Annotated in this window: 14 protein-coding genes; 9 read left to right on the top strand and 5 right to left on the bottom strand. The window is 43.5% G+C overall.

Annotated elements, in window-relative coordinates; all coding sequences use genetic code 11:
- Window positions 1-16 precede the first annotated feature (16 nt).
- Complete coding sequence (locus DK415_RS08035; RefSeq protein ID WP_109433181.1) at window positions 17-832, top strand: Cof-type HAD-IIB family hydrolase; 816 nt, start codon at window positions 17-19, stop codon at window positions 830-832.
- A 35-nt stretch (window positions 833-867) separates the two neighbouring features.
- Here the strand turns inward: DK415_RS08035 and purN are convergent, their stop codons facing one another.
- Window positions 868-1,506 (bottom strand): phosphoribosylglycinamide formyltransferase, encoded by a 639-nt coding sequence (gene purN, locus DK415_RS08030; protein ID WP_109433180.1) that lies wholly within the window; start codon window positions 1,504-1,506, stop codon window positions 868-870.
- Window positions 1,506-2,546, bottom strand: coding sequence for a phosphoribosylformylglycinamidine cyclo-ligase (gene purM, locus DK415_RS08025; protein ID WP_109433179.1), 1,041 nt, complete (start codon window positions 2,544-2,546; stop codon window positions 1,506-1,508). The genes purN and purM overlap by 1 nt, the downstream gene beginning before the upstream one ends.
- Before the next feature lie 184 nt (window positions 2,547-2,730).
- Here purM and DK415_RS08020 point away from each other — a divergent pair, with 184 nt between their 5' ends.
- Entirely contained in the window at window positions 2,731-3,231 is a 501-nt protein-coding gene (locus DK415_RS08020; RefSeq protein WP_032998013.1) for a surface-adhesin E family protein, read from the top strand.
- A 97-nt stretch (window positions 3,232-3,328) separates the two neighbouring features.
- Here DK415_RS08020 and clpB read toward each other — a convergent pair whose 3' ends face one another.
- Window positions 3,329-5,899 (bottom strand): ATP-dependent chaperone ClpB, encoded by a 2,571-nt coding sequence (gene clpB / locus DK415_RS08015; protein WP_109433178.1) that lies wholly within the window; start codon window positions 5,897-5,899, stop codon window positions 3,329-3,331.
- Between the two features lie 249 nt (window positions 5,900-6,148).
- Here clpB and DK415_RS08010 point away from each other — a divergent pair, with 249 nt between their 5' ends.
- Entirely contained in the window at window positions 6,149-6,763 is a 615-nt protein-coding gene (locus DK415_RS08010; RefSeq protein WP_109433177.1) for a ComEA family DNA-binding protein, read from the top strand.
- A gap of 58 nt (window positions 6,764-6,821) precedes the next feature.
- Here the strand turns inward: DK415_RS08010 and DK415_RS08005 are convergent, their stop codons facing one another.
- Window positions 6,822-8,999 (bottom strand): YadA family autotransporter adhesin, encoded by a 2,178-nt coding sequence (locus tag DK415_RS08005; RefSeq protein WP_109433176.1) that lies wholly within the window; start codon window positions 8,997-8,999, stop codon window positions 6,822-6,824.
- Window positions 9,000-9,254: 255 nt separating this feature from the next.
- Window positions 9,255-10,367 carry an aspartate-semialdehyde dehydrogenase gene (asd, locus tag DK415_RS08000; protein WP_109433175.1) on the bottom strand — a complete coding sequence of 371 codons (1,113 nt, stop codon included), beginning with the start codon at window positions 10,365-10,367 and terminating at the stop codon, window positions 9,255-9,257.
- A gap of 252 nt (window positions 10,368-10,619) precedes the next feature.
- Between asd and pyrR the strand changes: the two genes are divergently transcribed.
- The 6 genes from pyrR to leuS all read left to right on the top strand — a co-directional run bounded on the left by pyrR (window position 10,620) and on the right by leuS (window position 17,283).
- The gene (gene pyrR, locus DK415_RS07995) at window positions 10,620-11,156 is read left to right on the top strand and encodes a bifunctional pyr operon transcriptional regulator/uracil phosphoribosyltransferase PyrR (protein ID WP_109433227.1); all 537 of its coding nucleotides are present in this window, start codon (window positions 10,620-10,622) and stop codon (window positions 11,154-11,156) included.
- A 70-nt stretch (window positions 11,157-11,226) separates the two neighbouring features.
- Window positions 11,227-12,150 (top strand): peptidylprolyl isomerase, encoded by a 924-nt coding sequence (locus DK415_RS07990; protein WP_109433174.1) that lies wholly within the window; start codon window positions 11,227-11,229, stop codon window positions 12,148-12,150.
- Window positions 12,151-12,228: 78 nt separating this feature from the next.
- The gene (rsmA, locus tag DK415_RS07985; protein ID WP_109433173.1) at window positions 12,229-13,092 is read left to right on the top strand and encodes a 16S rRNA (adenine(1518)-N(6)/adenine(1519)-N(6))-dimethyltransferase RsmA; all 864 of its coding nucleotides are present in this window, start codon (window positions 12,229-12,231) and stop codon (window positions 13,090-13,092) included.
- 15 nt (window positions 13,093-13,107) lie between these two features.
- The gene (apaH, locus tag DK415_RS07980; RefSeq protein ID WP_109433172.1) at window positions 13,108-13,935 is read left to right on the top strand and encodes a bis(5'-nucleosyl)-tetraphosphatase (symmetrical) ApaH; all 828 of its coding nucleotides are present in this window, start codon (window positions 13,108-13,110) and stop codon (window positions 13,933-13,935) included.
- 8 nt (window positions 13,936-13,943) lie between these two features.
- Window positions 13,944-14,576 (top strand): glucose-6-phosphate 1-dehydrogenase family protein, encoded by a 633-nt coding sequence (locus tag DK415_RS07975; RefSeq protein WP_109433171.1) that lies wholly within the window; start codon window positions 13,944-13,946, stop codon window positions 14,574-14,576.
- A 118-nt stretch (window positions 14,577-14,694) separates the two neighbouring features.
- Window positions 14,695-17,283 carry a leucine--tRNA ligase gene (leuS, locus tag DK415_RS07970; protein WP_109433170.1) on the top strand — a complete coding sequence of 863 codons (2,589 nt, stop codon included), beginning with the start codon at window positions 14,695-14,697 and terminating at the stop codon, window positions 17,281-17,283.
- Window positions 17,284-17,320 lie beyond the last annotated feature (37 nt).

Below are 17,320 nucleotides of genomic sequence, written 5' to 3'. Positions count from 1 at the left end.
AAGAGAAGAGAAAAGCATGACCATTCCGAATTATCGCGATCAAATCAAAGTGGTATTTTTTGATATCGATGACACGTTGTTTATGAAACAACGTGATTTTCTACCGGCAACGGTGCCTGTGTTTATGCGTAAATTGAAAGAAAACGGCATTATTCCTGCCATTGCCACAGGGCGTACCCGCTGCGCTTTCCCGCATAAATTGAAGCAGGTGATAGAGCGGGAAGGCATCGATTTATTTGTGACTATGAACGGGCAAATGGCAAGTTATCGTGGTCAGGTCATTGAGAAACATGTGATTCCAACAGACAAAATTCGCCATTTGGTGCATTTTTTTGAGCAACATAATATGCCTTATGCGTTTGTGTCGGATCATACGGTGGCGGTTTCGGAGCGGAATTCAGTGGTGCAGTTTGCGATGGATCCGATCTTGAAAGATTACATCGTGGATAAAACTTTTTTTGAAGAAAACGATATTGGCCAAGTGCTGCCGTTTTATCGCGCAGAGCATGATGAATTGGTGCAAAATTCAGGCGTATTAGATGGCTTGCGCGTGGTGCGTTGGCATGAAGATTCTGTGGATTTATTCGATGCGGAAGGTTCAAAGGCTCGCGGTATTCAAGCGGTGGTCAAACACTTGGGACTACAAATGGACAATGTCATGGCGTTCGGCGATCAGTTAAACGATTTGGAAATGTTAAGCACCGTGGGCGTAGGTGTGGCGATGGGCAATGGACATGAAAAACTCAAAGCGATTGCCAATCATGTGGCGGAACCGCTTGACCAAGACGGCATTTATCGGTTTTTACTTAAAGCCGGATTAATTGACGAATAAAAAATAACGCGCTGAAAAGCGCGTTTTTTATATCTTTAGTCAATCGCATAACCTTGCGGTGGTAAGCGGTTGCCGTCTAAATAGGCGTGGTTGTCGATTAATCTGAGTCTTCCTTCAGCAAACCATTTTATTGCCAACGGATAAAAACGAATTTCCTGTTCTTTGACCCGTTGTTCAATATCTGCAATATCATCTTCGGCAAAAATGGGCACTTTGGCTTGTAGCACAATGGCGCCGCCATCCACGTCTTCATTGACAAAATGAATGGTCATGCCGTGTTCCGTTTCACCGGCTTCGATAGCGCGTTGATAGGTATGCAGCCCGGGATATTTTGGTAATAAGGAAGGGTGAATGTTGAGAATTTTTCCCGTAAAGCGTTGGGTAAATTCTGCCGTGAGGATTTTCATGTAGCCGGCCAGTACGATTAAATCCGCACCGAGATTGTCGATTTCATCTGCGATATGGCGATCCATGGCGAGATTGTCGACATAATCGCTACGCAAAAAAGTGCGGTGAAAAATACCCTCACTTTTCGCCCGCTGTAGCCCAAAGGCATCCGCTTGATTGCTCAATACGCCAACGACTTCACCGTCAATATAGCGCGATTCACAAGCATCAATAATCGCCTGTAAATTCGCGCCATAACCGGAAATAAGAACAACGATTTTTTTCATTAACGAATAACAACTTGCGGTTCGTTTTCATCAGCGAGATGTTGAATATTCCCGATGACCCAGGCTTTTTCACCTGCCTGTTGTAGCAGACCTAGTGCGGTTTCCACGTCTTCTTGTGGCAATGCAATCACCATACCCACCCCACAGTTAAAGGTGCGATACATTTCGTAGTCGGTGATATTGCCTTGTTGTTGCAACCAATCAAACACCGCAGGCCATTGCCAGCTGTTTTCATTGATCACCGCTTTGACGCTGTTTGGTAATACGCGTGGTATATTTTCCCAGAAACCGCCACCGGTTAAGTGAGCGATAGCGTGAACATTTACGTGTTTGATTAATTGCAGAATGGATTTCACATAGATTTTTGTTGGTGCCAGCACATGATCGGCTAATGGACGACCTTCCAACTGTGCTTCGGCGGGGTTCACGCCGGCAACATCAATCACTTTGCGAATTAAAGAATAGCCGTTAGAGTGTGGGCCACTAGAAGCGAGGGCGATTAACGCATCGCCAACTTTGACTTGACTGCCATCAATGATTTCCGATTTTTCCACCACGCCAACGCAGAAACCGGCAAGGTCGTAATCGCCTTCGTGGTACATACCCGGCATCTCAGCCGTTTCGCCGCCCACTAAAGCACAGCCGGATTGTTCACAACCGTTTGCAATACCTTTAATGACGTTGGCGGCAACATCTACATCCAATTTTCCTGTGGCATAATAATCCAGGAAGAACAATGGTTCGGCACCTTGTACCACCAAATCGTTTACACACATTGCCACCAAATCGATACCGATACTGTCGTGACGATTTAAATCAATGGCCAAACGCAATTTTGTGCCGACACCGTCAGTACCTGACACTAAAATCGGCTCTTTATATTTAGACGGAATAGCACAAAGTGCACCGAAACCGCCTAAACCGCCCATCACCTCAGGACGAGTGGTGCGTTTTACTTCAGGTTTAATGCGTTCAACTAATTCGTTACCTGCATGGATATCCACGCCGGCATCTTTATAACTTAAGGATTGTGTACTCACGATGGCTTCCCGTTAATGATGACTAAATTAATTAGGGCGCCATTGTACACGCTTACGCAAACGTTTGCGATATGTGTAAAGGATTTTTCTCCGAAAGTCGGCTTTCAATTAGCTATTGAACAGGAATTGTGCCAAAATGAAAGGCATAGGAATAGTGCCCTTTGGCGTGAATAAGGAGTCTGATATGAAAAAAACGTTTGTATTTTTAACCGCACTTTTATTGGCTGCTTGCTCTTCCTCGCCTTCCACCAAGCCGGCGTTAAATTCTCAAGTCAACGCGAAAGCGCAGGGCGATGTGCCGCTTGTTCCGCCGAAAGAAACGAAAAACGGTTTTTTACAGCTTGTACCGGGTATTTTTTATTATGTGGACACCAATTCCGTTTGGGTGGATAACAAGGACAAACGCCTGATTCATTTTGATGTGGTGATTAACTTGGACAAAGGGTTATATGTATTCAAAGATCATCCGACTCTTTATGCCAAATCCATGCGCCAATATAAAATTTTAAATTGTGAGAGCCACTATTTCACTCACGTACGCAGCGATTTCTACGCTGATTTTTGGGGTGACGGTATTCGCACCGCGCCGAAACGTCAATCTCAACATACTATCGCGTTACAGCCACAATCTTCCCTTTATACGTTAGGGCAAGTGATGTGTGCGAACATGTACCGTCGGAAATAAGAAAAGAAAAAGTGCGGTAGATTTTGACCGCACTTTCTGTCATCGAGATAACAAAAAAGCCATTTAGCATTCACTAAATGGCTTTTGTTTTTATGTTTTATTGTTTAGCCACAATTTTGCCGTCAACATAATCCACGCTAATCGGTTTTTCCGGTAACAAACTGCCGGAAAGGATTTGTTGCGCTAACGGGTTCTCAATTTCTTGCTGAATCGCACGTTTTAATGGACGCGCGCCGTAAATCGGGTCATAGCCGATTTCGCTGATGAAATCGAGAGTGGCATCCGTAAAGTGCAACACATAGCCACGGCTTTCCATGCGGTTGATTAAGCGTTTTAACTGAATTTCCGCAATGGCGCGAATGTTGTCTTTATTCAACGGATGGAACACCACGGTTTCGTCAATTCGGTTAATAAATTCCGGACGGAAATGTTGGCTCACCACAGACATCACTAACGCTTTCATGTCGTCGTAGCTTTCTTCTTGGTTGCCTTGAATCAAATCGGAACCCAAGTTAGACGTCATGATCACCACCGTATTGCGGAAATCCACGGTTCTGCCTTGTCCGTCGGTTAAACGGCCGTCATCCAACACTTGCAACAAGATGTTGAACACATCGTGGTGCGCTTTTTCCACTTCGTCGAGCAAAATCACGGAATACGGGCGACGACGCACAGCTTCGGTTAAATAACCGCCTTCTTCATAACCCACATAGCCCGGAGGTGCACCGACCAAACGGGACACGCTGTGTTTTTCCATGAATTCGGACATGTCGATACGCACCATGGCATCTTCGCTGTCGAATAGGAATTTAGCTAAAGTCTTACACAATTCGGTTTTACCCACACCGGTTGGCCCTAAGAACAAGAAGGAACCAATTGGGCGATTTGGATCGGAAAGACCGGCACGGCTACGACGAATGGCATTCGCCACAGCATCCACGGCTTCGTTTTGCCCGATAACCCGTTTGTGCAATTCCTCTTCCATACGTAAGAGTTTTTCTTTTTCACCTTCCATCATTTTGGCGACCGGAATGCCGGTGGCACGGGAAAGCACTTCAGCAATTTCCTCATCGGTCACGCGGTAGCGTAACAGGGTCATTTCCTTGCCTTCGCCAGTTTCTGCCTGCGCCAATTGTTTTTCTAGCGATGGAATCACGCCGTATTGCAATTCGGACATTTTATTTAAATCGCCGGCACGACGGGCTTGTTCCATTTGGGTGCGCGCGTCTTCTAGTTTTTCCTTGATATGCTGCGTACCGGAAAGGGCGGCTTTTTCGGATTTCCACACTTCTTCTAATTCAGCGTATTCACGTTCTTTTTCCGCCAATTCTTTTTCTAACATTTCCAAGCGTTTGCGGCTGGCATCATCATCTTCTTTCTTCAATGCCTGCTGTTCTAACTTCAGTTGGATAATGCGTCGTTCCAAGCGATCCAATGGCAACGGTTTGGAATCGATTTCCATCCGAATGCTGGATGCTGCTTCGTCGATTAAGTCGATGGCTTTGTCCGGCAACTGACGATCGGAGATATAACGATTCGACAGGGTTGCCGCTGCGACAATCGCAGGGTCGGTAATTTCAACGTGGTGGTGCAATTCATAACGTTCTTGTAAGCCACGCAAAATAGCAATGGTATCTTCCACGCTTGGTTCTCCCACAAACACTTTTTGGAAACGACGTTCAAGAGCCGCGTCTTTTTCAATGTATTGGCGATATTCGTCTAACGTGGTCGCACCCACACAATGCAATTCGCCACGCGCCAAACTTGGTTTTAACAAGTTGCCGGCATCCATGGCGCCATCGGTTTTACCCGCACCCACCATGGTGTGAATTTCATCAATAAATAAAATAACGCGACCTTCTTCCTGCACCAATTCTTTTAATACGGCTTTCAGGCGTTCTTCAAATTCACCGCGATATTTTGCCCCGGCGATTAACGCGCCCATATCAAGTGAAAGTACGCGTTTGTTTTTCAAGCCTTCCGGCACTTCGCCGTTTACAATACGTTGCGCCAATCCTTCCACAATGGCGGTTTTACCCACACCCGGTTCACCGATAAGCACCGGGTTATTTTTGGTGCGGCGTTGTAACACTTGAATGGTGCGGCGGATTTCTTCATCACGCCCAATCACAGGATCCAATTTGCCACTTTCCGCACGAGCGGTTAAGTCGATAGTATATTTTTCTAAGGCTTGGCGGCTTTCTTCCGCATTTTGATCATTCACGTTTTGTCCTCCACGAATATGATCGATGGCTTGTAAAATTTGTTCTTTTTTCGCACCGCACTTTTTCAGTATCTCGCTGACGGCACCTTTTTCTTCCAAGGCAGCAAGTAAAAAGAGTTCGGAGGAAATAAATTTATCCTGCCGTTGTTGTGCCAATTTGTCGCATAAATTCAAAAGGTTAAGCAACTGACGGGAAAGTTGTACATCACCGCCATTGCCGGACACTTGCGGAAGTTTGGCAAGTTCGTTGTTGAGTTCGTTGCGCAACGCGGCAACATTCACACCGCTTGCGGTTAGAATCGGTGCCACCGAACCGTCTTGTTGATTTAACAAGGCACTCAATAAATGCACCGGTTCAATAAATTGATTATCCTTGCCAATCGCTAAAGATTGCGCTTCAGCAATGGCTTGTTGGAATTTAGTGGTAAATTTTTCAATATTCATAAGTATTTCCTTCTTCGTTCCATGGATGTTCTGTTGAACATTTGTTCGCCAAATTTAAATAAGATCGTTTTAAGGGATTTCAAGAGAAAAAATGAAAAATTTAGTCTTGTCTATTAATTTTTTAGATTTAATAGGTTTTATTTGTTTGAACTTTTAGTACATCTTTGTCTCTAACAAAAGCGTTTATCATAGAAAAGTGCGGTGTTTTTTCACCGTATTTTTATTATTTAGTAAAAAAAGGAAGAAAACATGAAATCATTAAAATCTTTGTTGGCGTTAGCGATTGCTATTGCTGTTTCCTCCACTGCATTGGCGGAAGAAAATGTTTTATCTGAAGTGAAAGAAGGCGCAAAATCTGCATGGCAAACTGTGAAAGAAGACAGTAAAGCAGCTGGCACTAAAATAAAGAATGGTGCAGTGAAAGTAAAAGAGACGACGAAAGAAAAATTCGGCGAGGCCAAGGATGCAACCAAAGAGAAATTTAGCGAAGTTAAAGATGCAACAAAAGAAAAGTTGACTGAGGCGAAAGAGGTTACTCAAGAAAAAGTTGCAGAAGGTAAGAAAGCGATAAAAGACAAATTACGCAATGACAAACCGGCACAGGTGGAAGATAAATCTACCGCGAAAGAAAAAAGTGCGGTGGAAAATAAAGCCAAAATGACACAAGGTAAAAAAGTGGATGTTAATACAGCAGATGCGGCGACGTTAGAAAGTTTGTCCGGTATTGGTGAGGCGAAAGCCAAAGCGATTATTGAGTATCGTGAGAAAAACGGTAAGTTTAAAAATCTAGATGATTTATCTAACGTACCGGGCATTGGCGATGCAACATTAGAAAAAGTGAAATCCCATGTGCGCTTTAATTAATCTTTAAGAATAAGAAAATAAAGGCATAGCAGGGTAAAAACCTACTATGCCTACTTTGTTAATATTGGTAGCCTAGACCTGCACCACCGGAAATATCGCCGGCAGTATTTGCTGTACCGGTTAATTTGATGATTACTTTACCAGTATTAGACGTATTTGACCAACCGACAGCAAGAGCAGATTCATTTTTATAAGCACCTACAGCTACGGCCACCATTGACTTACCTGGTATATTGGATTGTGGTAATGAGATACCTGCAGCCACATTTGCACCAATTCCACGCATTTCCTTACGTGTATTGTTAAGCTTGCTTTCTATATTTCCTACTTTGTGGTTTACGGCGTCTAGCTGGCTTTTATTCACTGCATCAGTTGGATTTACTCCTGCGCTTACATTGGAAATCCGTTTGTTGCCAGCGTCTACACCGGTAGATGTTACTTTAGGACCATTATTGATGGTTAAACCATCAGATTTGATCGTTGTATTTCCTACTTCAACTTTTTCCGTAGCTTTTACTGTTTTGGTGGTTATTGAATTAACATCTACATTATCTTTAAGTGCAACTTTATATCCATCCATCGTTGTTGTTGGGTCAGTTTCTTTTTTTACTTCAATATTCTTACCTGCAATAACAGGTTTTACACCATTAAAGCCTAGTGTTTCTAATACGCTGTACAACTGACTACCGTTAATTGCATCGGTACTTGTTGCCGAAATCAAACCGGCCGCTACATTTTGAATACGGCGCTCTTTGCCAACATCCCCAACGGAAACTACACCGCTGGCTGAGCCACCTGCAAACGACAATGTTTTACTGATACCGCCGAATGTAAATGTGTCATTAGCATAGGCATCAATACCTTTTGTTGATGCTGATTCTGATGCTGTCAATGTTTTAGTACCTTCACCTAACGCAATAGATTTTTTAATATTAGCTTTCGCGTTATGACCAATCATGACCACATCTTCAACTGTAGTTTCAAGTTCATCATCAGAAGAACCTAAGATGACATTATGGGAAACGCCGGTGATTTTATGTTTGTCACCAAAGATAATGTTCTTTTTCGAGTCGGTGACCGTATTTTCTGAGCCAATGACGGTCACATTGCTTACATTGTTTGCCGTATTTTTATGACCGTTAAGCATATTTTCTGTACTTACATTGCCCTTAACACCCGTTAGCGTATTATTAGTTCCTAAAAGTGCAGAACGAAATGTGTAATCTGCTTTGTTTCCACCACCAAATGCCATGGTTGAGCCACCGCTGTTACTACTTTTTATTGCATTTCTTAAGGCTTGGGAGAGTTCGTTTGCAGAATTGCCTCCTTCGCTTGGTAAGCCTGATAAAGATTGAATGGAGTTTGTGATTTCATTTCCTGCACCATACACTAACGCGCCATTTGAATTAGCGACTCTATTAGCCAATCCTGTTACTGCATTAGCAATACCGGAATACCTTTCGGCGGAAGAAGACTCAATACTGTTTAATGAGCCGTTAATAGTTGCACCAAAGTTTTTAAGCCCGTTTGAAAGGCGTCCGCCAGTATAATCACTCGACATGATGTTATATACCCCGGTGCTGGTTGCAAAAGCACCGTTGATGAAGCTATTCGCCCCGATATTCGTTGTATAAACATGTAGATTAGATGCTCTAGATGCATTACTGTCCACAGTGACATCGCCTAGTGCCCCTCGGTAATTGTGAGAACCGATCATGGTACTACCTGTGCGAGCAAAGGTGTTATTCCCAATCACCACACTTCCGACGACTTTCGTTGGATCTGCTGGAATTCTTGGAGAGGAGAAAGTAGTACCACTATATGTTGTTTGTCCAAAACCAAAGGAAGCTTCTTGACCACCCGCCATATTTTCTATTTTTGCGTTTTTACCAATAGCAACACTTCCGCCTTGGCTTGCATAATTGTCAATATTCGCATCATTACCGACAGCGATATCACCCGTTGCATTGCTTGCTCCATTTGAATAACTTATGCCTGCTTTTTTACCTATTGCTACATTTTCAGCCTTCGGTGCATTACTTCCGGTACCGTAAGCAACACCATTTCCCGCACCTGTAGCTGTGTCTGCCGCATTAGCAAAACCGGCTGATAGAAACAGCGAAATAGCAACTTTTGCCATGTTGCCAGTTAAGTTACCTGTAAGCTTTGGTGACGCGTCATTAGTACAGCAGTTTTGGTTGATTGCATTTTGTCTATTTTTCAAATTGTTATTCATTTTTCTCTCCCGTGAGTTGCTCAATATGTGGTCAATTTTACAACTATCATTGGTCATTTTCCACATAAATAATATGACTATATTTTTTTAGCTTTATAACTGTAAGTTATTTTTTTATAATATATTAGTCTTTAGCAAGTTTGTCCGGCATTGGCGATGCTACATTAGAAAAAGTGAAATCCCATGTGCATTTTCATTTACGGGATAAAAAAGAAGGGCTGTATTGAACAGCCCTTTGTTTTTAGAAAATAGAGATTATTTTACTAATTGCACTAAAATACGGCGAATTGGTTCTGCTGCGCCCCATAATAATTGGTCGCCGACAGTGAATGCCGCCAAATATTCAGGCCCTAAGTTGAGCTTGCGTAAACGTCCTACCGGAACGCTTAATGTGCCGGTGACTTTGGTTGGCGTGAGTTCACTCAAGGTGCTTTCTTTATCGTTCGGAATGACCTTCACCCACTCGTTGTGTGATGCCAAAATTTGCTCGATTTCTGCCAGTGGAATGTCGCGTTTTAATTTGATGGTGAACGCTTGGCTATGGCAGCGTAATGCGCCGATACGCACACATAAACCGTCAACCGGAATTGGATTGTCGCTTAAGCCTAAAATCTTATTGGTTTCCGCATAGCCTTTCCATTCTTCTTTGGTTTGACCGCTTTCTAATAATTTGTCGATCCAAGGGATCAAGCTGCCTGCAAGAGGTGCACCAAAATTATCAATAGGGAAATTGTTGTCGCGCATTTTCGCGGTAACAGCGCGTTCAATATCTAAAATAGAGGAATTCGGATCGGCTAATAAGCCTTTCACTTCACCGTTTAATTCGCCCATTTGCACGAGTAATTCACGCATGTTTTTCGCACCGGCACCACTGGCGGCTTGGTAAGTCGCAACGGAGATCCATTCCACTAAATCTTTCTCGAATAAACCGCCTAATGCCATTAACATTAAACTTACGGTACAGTTACCGCCCACATAGGTTTTTACACCATTTTTCAAGCCTTCGCTGATGACGTGCTGGTTTACCGGATCTAACACGATAATCGCCTCTTTTTCCATGCGAAGTGCAGATGCTGCATCGACCCAGTAGCCATTCCAACCGGTAGATTTTAATTTTGGATAAACTTCGTTGGTGTAATCGCCGCCTTGGCAGGTGACGATAATGTCGAGTTTTTTCAGTTCTTCAATATCGAATGCATTTTTTAAGGTGCCTGCGTTTTTGCCACCGAAAGTCGGTGCAGGCTGTCCTGCTTGGGAAGTTGTAAAGAAAACCGGATTGATATTTGCAAAATCATTTTCTTGCTGCATGCGATCCATTAAAACGGAACCGACCATTCCGCGCCAACCGATAAAACCAACGTTTTTCATAAGTTTGTCCTTCTAAATAAGATTGAAAATATGTTGTGTAAGCGCTTAATTAATAGCAAGAGAACGCAAATAAAAGCAAGTATTTTTCCGATATTTTTTTACTTTTTAAAATAATCCCAAAACTGACCGCACTTTTTCTTTTATTTGTCTTAATGTTAAGGTCAGAAAATGGGGAGTTGATATGAGCAAAGCGATGGAATTTATGCTATGTTAAATATCATTTTTATTGTTTTAATGGATGGCTTTAACTTTATGGAAAAAATCATTATTGATGAAAATCAGTTTTTTAGAACGATTTCCCGTATTTCGCATGAGATCATTGAAAAACATCATACGTTAGATAATTTAGTGATTGTCGGTATTAAACGACGTGGCGCGGAAATTGCGGCGTTAATTAAACATAAAATTAAAGAATTAACGCAAGTTGAACTCCCATCTTTTGATTTGGATATTACCTTTTATCGCGATGATCTTGCGCCAGCCCAAGAAGAGCGGGTGCCGATTTATAGCGGTGCTTCCGATTTTATTAACATCCAGCATAAAGAAGTGATTTTAGTGGACGATGTGCTGTTTACCGGTCGTACGATTCGTGCTGCGTTGGATGCGTTAGTGGATTTTGGGCGTGCAGCAAAAGTGGAATTGGTGATTTTTGTGGATAGAGGGCATCGTGAATTGCCAATTCGAGCCGATTATGTGGGAAAAAATGTGCCGACCAGTCGCAGTGAAAATATTCAGGTACGAACCATGAAGTTTGACCAATGTTACGAAGTGGCGTTATTAACGAAATAAATTTGTGAACCTTTATTAAAATTGATAATCTAACCAACAATTTCAACCCTATAACGGAATATTAACGAAGATGAATTTGAAGTCTGTTTTGTTTGTCGCACTTGGTTTTTTGGCATTTATTGCAAATGCGCAAGCTGAGGAAAAAGTGGTTGCGACAGTAAACGGCGTTCCTGTGTTGGAAAGCCAAGTAAAAAGTGCTTTAACGAAGAAAAGTAATCGCCAAGCTGCTTTAGATAAAGTGATTGACGATATTTTGGTTGCGCAGGCAGTAAAAGAATCCGGTGTCTCCGTTAATAATGCGCAAGTGGATCAAATTATTGAAGGCATCGCAGCGCAAAACGGTTTAACTTTCGGTCAGTTACTCGATGCTCTTGATTATCAAGGCATTAGTTATGCGGCATATCGTCAACAAATTGCGCAACAACTGATGATGTCGGAAGTACGTAATCGCGCAATTAGCCAAAGCGTTGATGTCTCTCGTGAACAGGTTGAAGCATTAGCGAAAAAAATGTTGGCGGATGCTAAGGCAAAAGGCAACGTGGCGAAACTGACGGATACTCAATACGAAGTGCGTCATATTTTGTTAAAACTCAACCCGTTATTAAACGATGCACAGGCCAAAGCACAGCTTGAACAAATCCGTGCGGATATTCTTGCCGGTAAAACAATGTTTGCCGATGCTGCGCTAAAATATTCCAAAGATTATTTATCCGGTGCTAACGGCGGTAGCTTAGGGTATGCTTTCCCGGAAATGTACGTGGGGCCGTTTAATAAAGCAGTACGTACAACAAAACCAGGCGTGATTAGTGCGCCGTTTAAAACCGAATTCGGCTGGCATATCTTGGAAGTGACCAATACCCGTCAGGCTGACCGCACAGAAGATGCTTATCGTCAAAAAGCTTACGATCAAATCGTCAATCAGCAATTGCAAGATTCAGCCCGCGACTGGGTACAAGCATTGCGTAAACGAGCGAATATTAAATACATAAATTAACGGAAATCCCGACCCAATGGTCGGGATTTTGCTTTATAATACACCGCACTTTTCGTTATTTTTATAAGATCTTATTCAATGAATTCAAAAAAGCATTTAGGCCACACGGCGCGTAAACGGTTCGGGCAAAATTTCTTGCACGACAACAATGTGATTCAAAATATCGTGGCGGCAATTTATCCGCAAGCCAATCAATTTTTAGTGGAAATCGGTCCCGGGTTGGGCGCATTGACAGAGCCGGTTGCGGAGCAGGTAGATCGCTTGACTGTATTGGAGCTTGACCGTGATTTGGCGGAACGCTTACGCCATCACCCGTTTTTACATCAAAAACTCAATGTCATCGAAACCGATGCCATGCAGTTTGATTTTTCCTCCCTTTATGAACAAGAGCATTTGGCAGAGAAAGGTCAAAAACTGCGCGTGTTTGGTAACTTGCCGTATAACATTTCTACGCCGTTAATGTTCCATTTGTTTAAATATCATCACATTATTCAAGACATGCATTTCATGTTGCAAAAAGAAGTGGTGAAACGCCTATGTGCCGCACCAAACAGCAAGGCTTACGGAAGATTGACTATCATGGCGCAATATTTCTGCCAAGTCATGCCGGTGTTGGAAGTGCCGCCAAGTGCCTTCAAACCTGCGCCGAAGGTAGATTCTGCGGTGGTTCGCTTAATCCCGCATGCCACATTGCCGCACCCGGTGAAAGATTTATATTGGCTTAATCGCGTCTGTTCGCAAGCATTTAATCAACGTCGTAAAACGTTGCGTAATGCCTTGTCGGGCTTATTTTTACCGGAAAATCTGATCGCACTTAACATCGATTTAAATGCACGAGCAGAAAATCTCAGCATTGCTGATTATGCCCGTTTAGCGAACTGGTTGGCGGATAATCCGCCGGCAGATGTGAGCAAAGAGGATGTGGTGGATTCGGAAGAATAAAAAGAGCGGTCAAAAATGGCGACATATTTAGTGGGCGACCTACAAGGTTGTTATGACGAATTGCAGATGTTATTGGATCGAGTGAAATTTGATCCAACACAAGATACACTTTATTTAACCGGTGATTTGGTGGCACGGGGTGATAAATCGCTGGAATGTCTGCGTTTTGTTAAATCCTTGGGGAGTGCCGCTTACACCGTCTTAGGTAATCATGATTTACATTTAATTTCCACCGCACTTGGCATTAAAAAAATCAAACCTCGTGATCGTGTTGCACCGATTTTTGCCGCACCGGATTTTTTTGAATTAATCCATTGGCTACGTCAACAACCTTTGTTGATTCACCACGAACAACTGAATTTCGTCATGACGCACGCCGGTATTTCGCCTGATTGGGATTTGGCAACCGCCAAAGCCTGTGCTAATGAAGTGGAGAATGTGCTGTGCCATGGTGATTATCGCTATCTCATTGAAAATATGTATTCGGAACAGCCTGATCGTTGGTCGCCAAATTTAAAAGGACTGGATCGTATGCGTTACATTATTAATACCTTTACTCGCATGCGTTTTTGCTATCGGGATCATCGCCTCGATTTTGCATGTAAACTGCCCATCAAGGATGCACCGGAAAACCTTGCGCCGTGGTTTGCTTTAGACAATCCGCTGTATCAAACCGAAAATATTGTTTTTGGCCACTGGGCGAGCTTAGTGGATGAAATCACGCCACCGAATATTTATGCCCTCGATACCGGCTGTGTTTGGAATAATCGCCTCACCATGTTGCGCTGGGAAGATAAGCGCTATTTCACCCAAAGTGCGGTTAAAAATTACAGTGATTTTTAGGAAAAATTATGAATTTCATTAATGCTGATGCATGCGATCTCTTCAACATTCCCTTCTTCCAATTTGCCCAAATGAAAAAGTTTTGTCCCGAAGATATTCCGCGTATTAAGGCGGATTACAAAGCCCATTGGGAACGGTGGAAAGCAACGATTTTGCAGGTGGCTGCCGAACTCGGTACGCCCTTTGCCAAGCCGCATATTGAAAGTTGGACGAACGGTTGGCAAGTACGAGGCCATTTCTTTGCCTATTTTAAATATGAATATAACCTCAATTCCGCCGCGATTTTGTCGGTGTTGCTCAATCGTCGTCGTTTATCGGTGAGTTTAGATTGGCATTGTTATCGCGCTGATCGGTCACAAATTAACGTGCAGCAATATAATCAATGGCTCGAACATGTGGATTTTGCTCGCTTTGCCGAATTGGATATTTGGCGTGGTGATGAAAGCGAATACGATGATTTCCGTAAAGTCAGCCAGTTGAGCCAAAAGGATTTAACTTTGTGTTCCGACGAGGATTTTTGGTGCATTGGGCGAAATGTAGAAAAAGCGGAATTGGATAAATTAGATGTGACGCAATTTATCGTGGCAAGCATTCGCGATTTATTGCCATTATATGAGGCTTGCCATCAAGTTAAGCCGTAAAAAATATCCGAAATTCCCACCGCACTTCCTGTTATTTTTCCCCATTTTACGCTATTCTATGGCGTATTTTCTAAGTTAAAACCCGCTAAAGTGCGGTCTATTTTTAAGGTGATTTTTTATGCAAGAACAATATCGTCCTGATTTGCTTGAACCGGAAGTGCAAAAATTCTGGCAGGACAATAAAACTTTCAAAGCGGTACAAGATAACAACAAAGAAAAATATTACTGTCTTTCCATGTTGCCGTATCCATCCGGCCGTTTGCACATGGGGCATGTGCGTAATTACACCATCGGTGATGTGGTTTCCCGTTATCAACGCATGATTGGCAAAAACGTATTGCAACCAATGGGGTGGGATGCGTTTGGTTTGCCTGCAGAAGGTGCGGCGGTAAAAAATAATACCGCCCCAGCAAAATGGACTTACGAAAATATTGAATACATGAAAAACCAGTTGCAACTGTTAGGCTTTAGTTATGACTGGGATCGCGAAGTAACCACCTGCCGTCCGGAATATTATAAGTGGGAGCAATGGTTCTTCACCGAGTTATACAAAAAAGGCTTGGTGTATAAGAAAACCTCTACGGTGAACTGGTGCCCGAACGATAAAACCGTCTTGGCAAACGAGCAGGTACATGAAGGTTGCTGCTGGCGCTGTGATACGCCGGTGGAACAAAAAGAAATTCCGCAATGGTTTATTAAAATTACCGACTATGCCGAGCAATTATTGAACTGCTTAGACGATTTGCCACAATGGCCGGATCAAGTCAAAACCATGCAACGCAACTGGATCGGTCGTTCTGAAGGCGTGGAAATCACCTTTGATATTAAAGATACCAACGAAAAATTAGCGGTTTACACCACGCGTCCGGACACCTTCTACGGCGTGAGTTATGTGGCGGTAGCGGCAGCTCATCCATTGGCAACGCTTGCGGCGCAAAATAATCCTGAATTAGCAGAGTTCATTCAAGAAGCGAAAAACACGAAAGTTGCGGAAGCGGACATTGCCACCATGGAGAAAAAAGGTATGGCTACCGGTTTGTATGCGGTGCATCCGTTAACCGGTGAACAAGTGCCTGTCTGGGTGGCGAACTTTGTATTAATGCATTACGGTACCGGCGCGGTAATGGCTGTGCCGGCACACGACCAGCGCGACTATGAGTTTGCGCAAAAATACGGTTTGGCGCTAAAACAAGTGATCGAACCGATGAACGGTGAAGAAATTGATTTAACTAAACAAGCCTTTACCGAACACGGCAAACTGATTCATTCCGGTGAGTTTAATGGCTTGCCATTTGATGCGGCATTTAATGGCATTGCCGACAAATTAGAAAAATTAGGCGTGGGCAAACGCCAAGTGAATTACCGTTTACGCGACTGGGGCGTCTCCCGTCAACGTTATTGGGGCGCGCCGATTCCAATGTTAACCTTGGAAAATGGCGATGTAGTGCCGGTACCAATGGAAGATTTACCCATCATCCTGCCGGAAGACGTGGTGATGAATGGCGTGAACAGCCCGATTAAAGCGGATCCTGAATGGGCGAAAACGACCTATCAAGGCAAGCCGGCGTTAAAAGAAACCGACACCTTCGACACCTTTATGGAATCCTCTTGGTATTACGCCCGTTACACTTGCCCGGAATATCAACAAGGCATGTTAAATAGCGAAGAAGCGAACTACTGGTTGCCTGTGGATCAATATATCGGCGGTATTGAGCATGCGACCATGCATTTATTGTATTTCCGCTTCTTCCATAAATTATTGCGTGATGCAGGCTTGGTGACCAGTGATGAACCGGCAAATAAATTGTTATGCCAAGGCATGGTGTTAGCGGATGCGTTCTATTACACCAGCCCGACCAACGAGCGTATTTGGGTTTCACCAACCAAAGTGACTTTAGAGCGTGACGACAAAGGTCGTATCGTGAAAGCGGTGGATGACGAAGGTCATGAGCTGGTGCACGCCGGTATGACGAAAATGTCGAAATCCAAAAATAACGGTATTGACCCGCAAGAAATGGTGGAAAAATACGGTGCGGATACTGTGCGCTTGTTCATGATGTTTGCCTCGCCTGCGGAAATGACCTTGGAGTGGCAAGAATCTGGTGTGGAAGGCGCGAAACGTTTCTTAGCGCGTGTATGGAATTTGGTGTTTGAATACAGCAAAAATCCAACAAAAACAGCCGTCAATCCGACCGCACTTTCTAGCGCTCAAAAAGCGTTACGTCGTGATGTCCACAAAACCATTGCGAAAGTAAGCGATGACATCGGCCGTCGTCAAACGTTCAATACGGCGATTGCGGCAATCATGGAATTAATGAACAAGTTGACCCGCGCGCCGTTGGATGACGAACAAGATCGTGCTGTGATGGCTGAGGCCTTGAGCGCTGTCGTACGTATGCTTTATCCAATTACGCCGCACATTTGTTTCCGTTTATGGAAAGAACTGGGTAATCAAGACATTATTGACTTTGCGCCTTGGGTGGAAGCGGAGCCTGATGCGATGATTGAAGATGAAAAATTGATTGTGGTTCAGGTGAACGGAAAAGTGCGTGGTAAAGTCACTGTCGCTGCAGATGCAGACGAAGAAAGTCTGAAAGCGATCGCCTTTGCCGATGAAAACGTCAAACGCTTTACCGACGGAACGCAAATCGTTAAGGTGATTTATGTTGCCGGCAAGTTGCTTAATGTTGTGGTGAAACCGCAGTAATCTAATCAAAAAAATGACCGCACTTAACGCAAAGTGC

The organism is Aggregatibacter segnis, assembly GCF_003130075.1.
Taxonomy (GTDB): Bacteria; Pseudomonadota; Gammaproteobacteria; order Enterobacterales; family Pasteurellaceae; genus Aggregatibacter; species Aggregatibacter segnis_A.
Note: the sequence above shows the minus strand (reverse complement) of the source record. Positions and strands in the feature narration are given on the sequence as shown.

Coding starts and splice junctions, on each gene's coding strand:
- clpB (WP_109433178.1), bottom strand. CDS start 5,899: ATGAATATTGAAAAATTTACCACTAAATTCCAACAAGCCATTGCTGAA.
- DK415_RS08010 (WP_109433177.1), top strand. CDS start 6,149: ATGAAATCATTAAAATCTTTGTTGGCGTTAGCGATTGCTATTGCTGTT.
- DK415_RS07990 (WP_109433174.1), top strand. CDS start 11,227: ATGAATTTGAAGTCTGTTTTGTTTGTCGCACTTGGTTTTTTGGCATTT.
- DK415_RS08035 (WP_109433181.1), top strand. CDS start 17: ATGACCATTCCGAATTATCGCGATCAAATCAAAGTGGTATTTTTTGAT.
- DK415_RS07975 (WP_109433171.1), top strand. CDS start 13,944: ATGAATTTCATTAATGCTGATGCATGCGATCTCTTCAACATTCCCTTC.
- purN (WP_109433180.1), bottom strand. CDS start 1,506: ATGAAAAAAATCGTTGTTCTTATTTCCGGTTATGGCGCGAATTTACAG.
- pyrR (WP_109433227.1), top strand. CDS start 10,620: ATGGAAAAAATCATTATTGATGAAAATCAGTTTTTTAGAACGATTTCC.
- DK415_RS08005 (WP_109433176.1), bottom strand. CDS start 8,999: ATGAATAACAATTTGAAAAATAGACAAAATGCAATCAACCAAAACTGC.
- asd (WP_109433175.1), bottom strand. CDS start 10,367: ATGAAAAACGTTGGTTTTATCGGTTGGCGCGGAATGGTCGGTTCCGTT.
- rsmA (WP_109433173.1), top strand. CDS start 12,229: ATGAATTCAAAAAAGCATTTAGGCCACACGGCGCGTAAACGGTTCGGG.
- leuS (WP_109433170.1), top strand. CDS start 14,695: ATGCAAGAACAATATCGTCCTGATTTGCTTGAACCGGAAGTGCAAAAA.
- DK415_RS08020 (WP_032998013.1), top strand. CDS start 2,731: ATGAAAAAAACGTTTGTATTTTTAACCGCACTTTTATTGGCTGCTTGC.
- apaH (WP_109433172.1), top strand. CDS start 13,108: ATGGCGACATATTTAGTGGGCGACCTACAAGGTTGTTATGACGAATTG.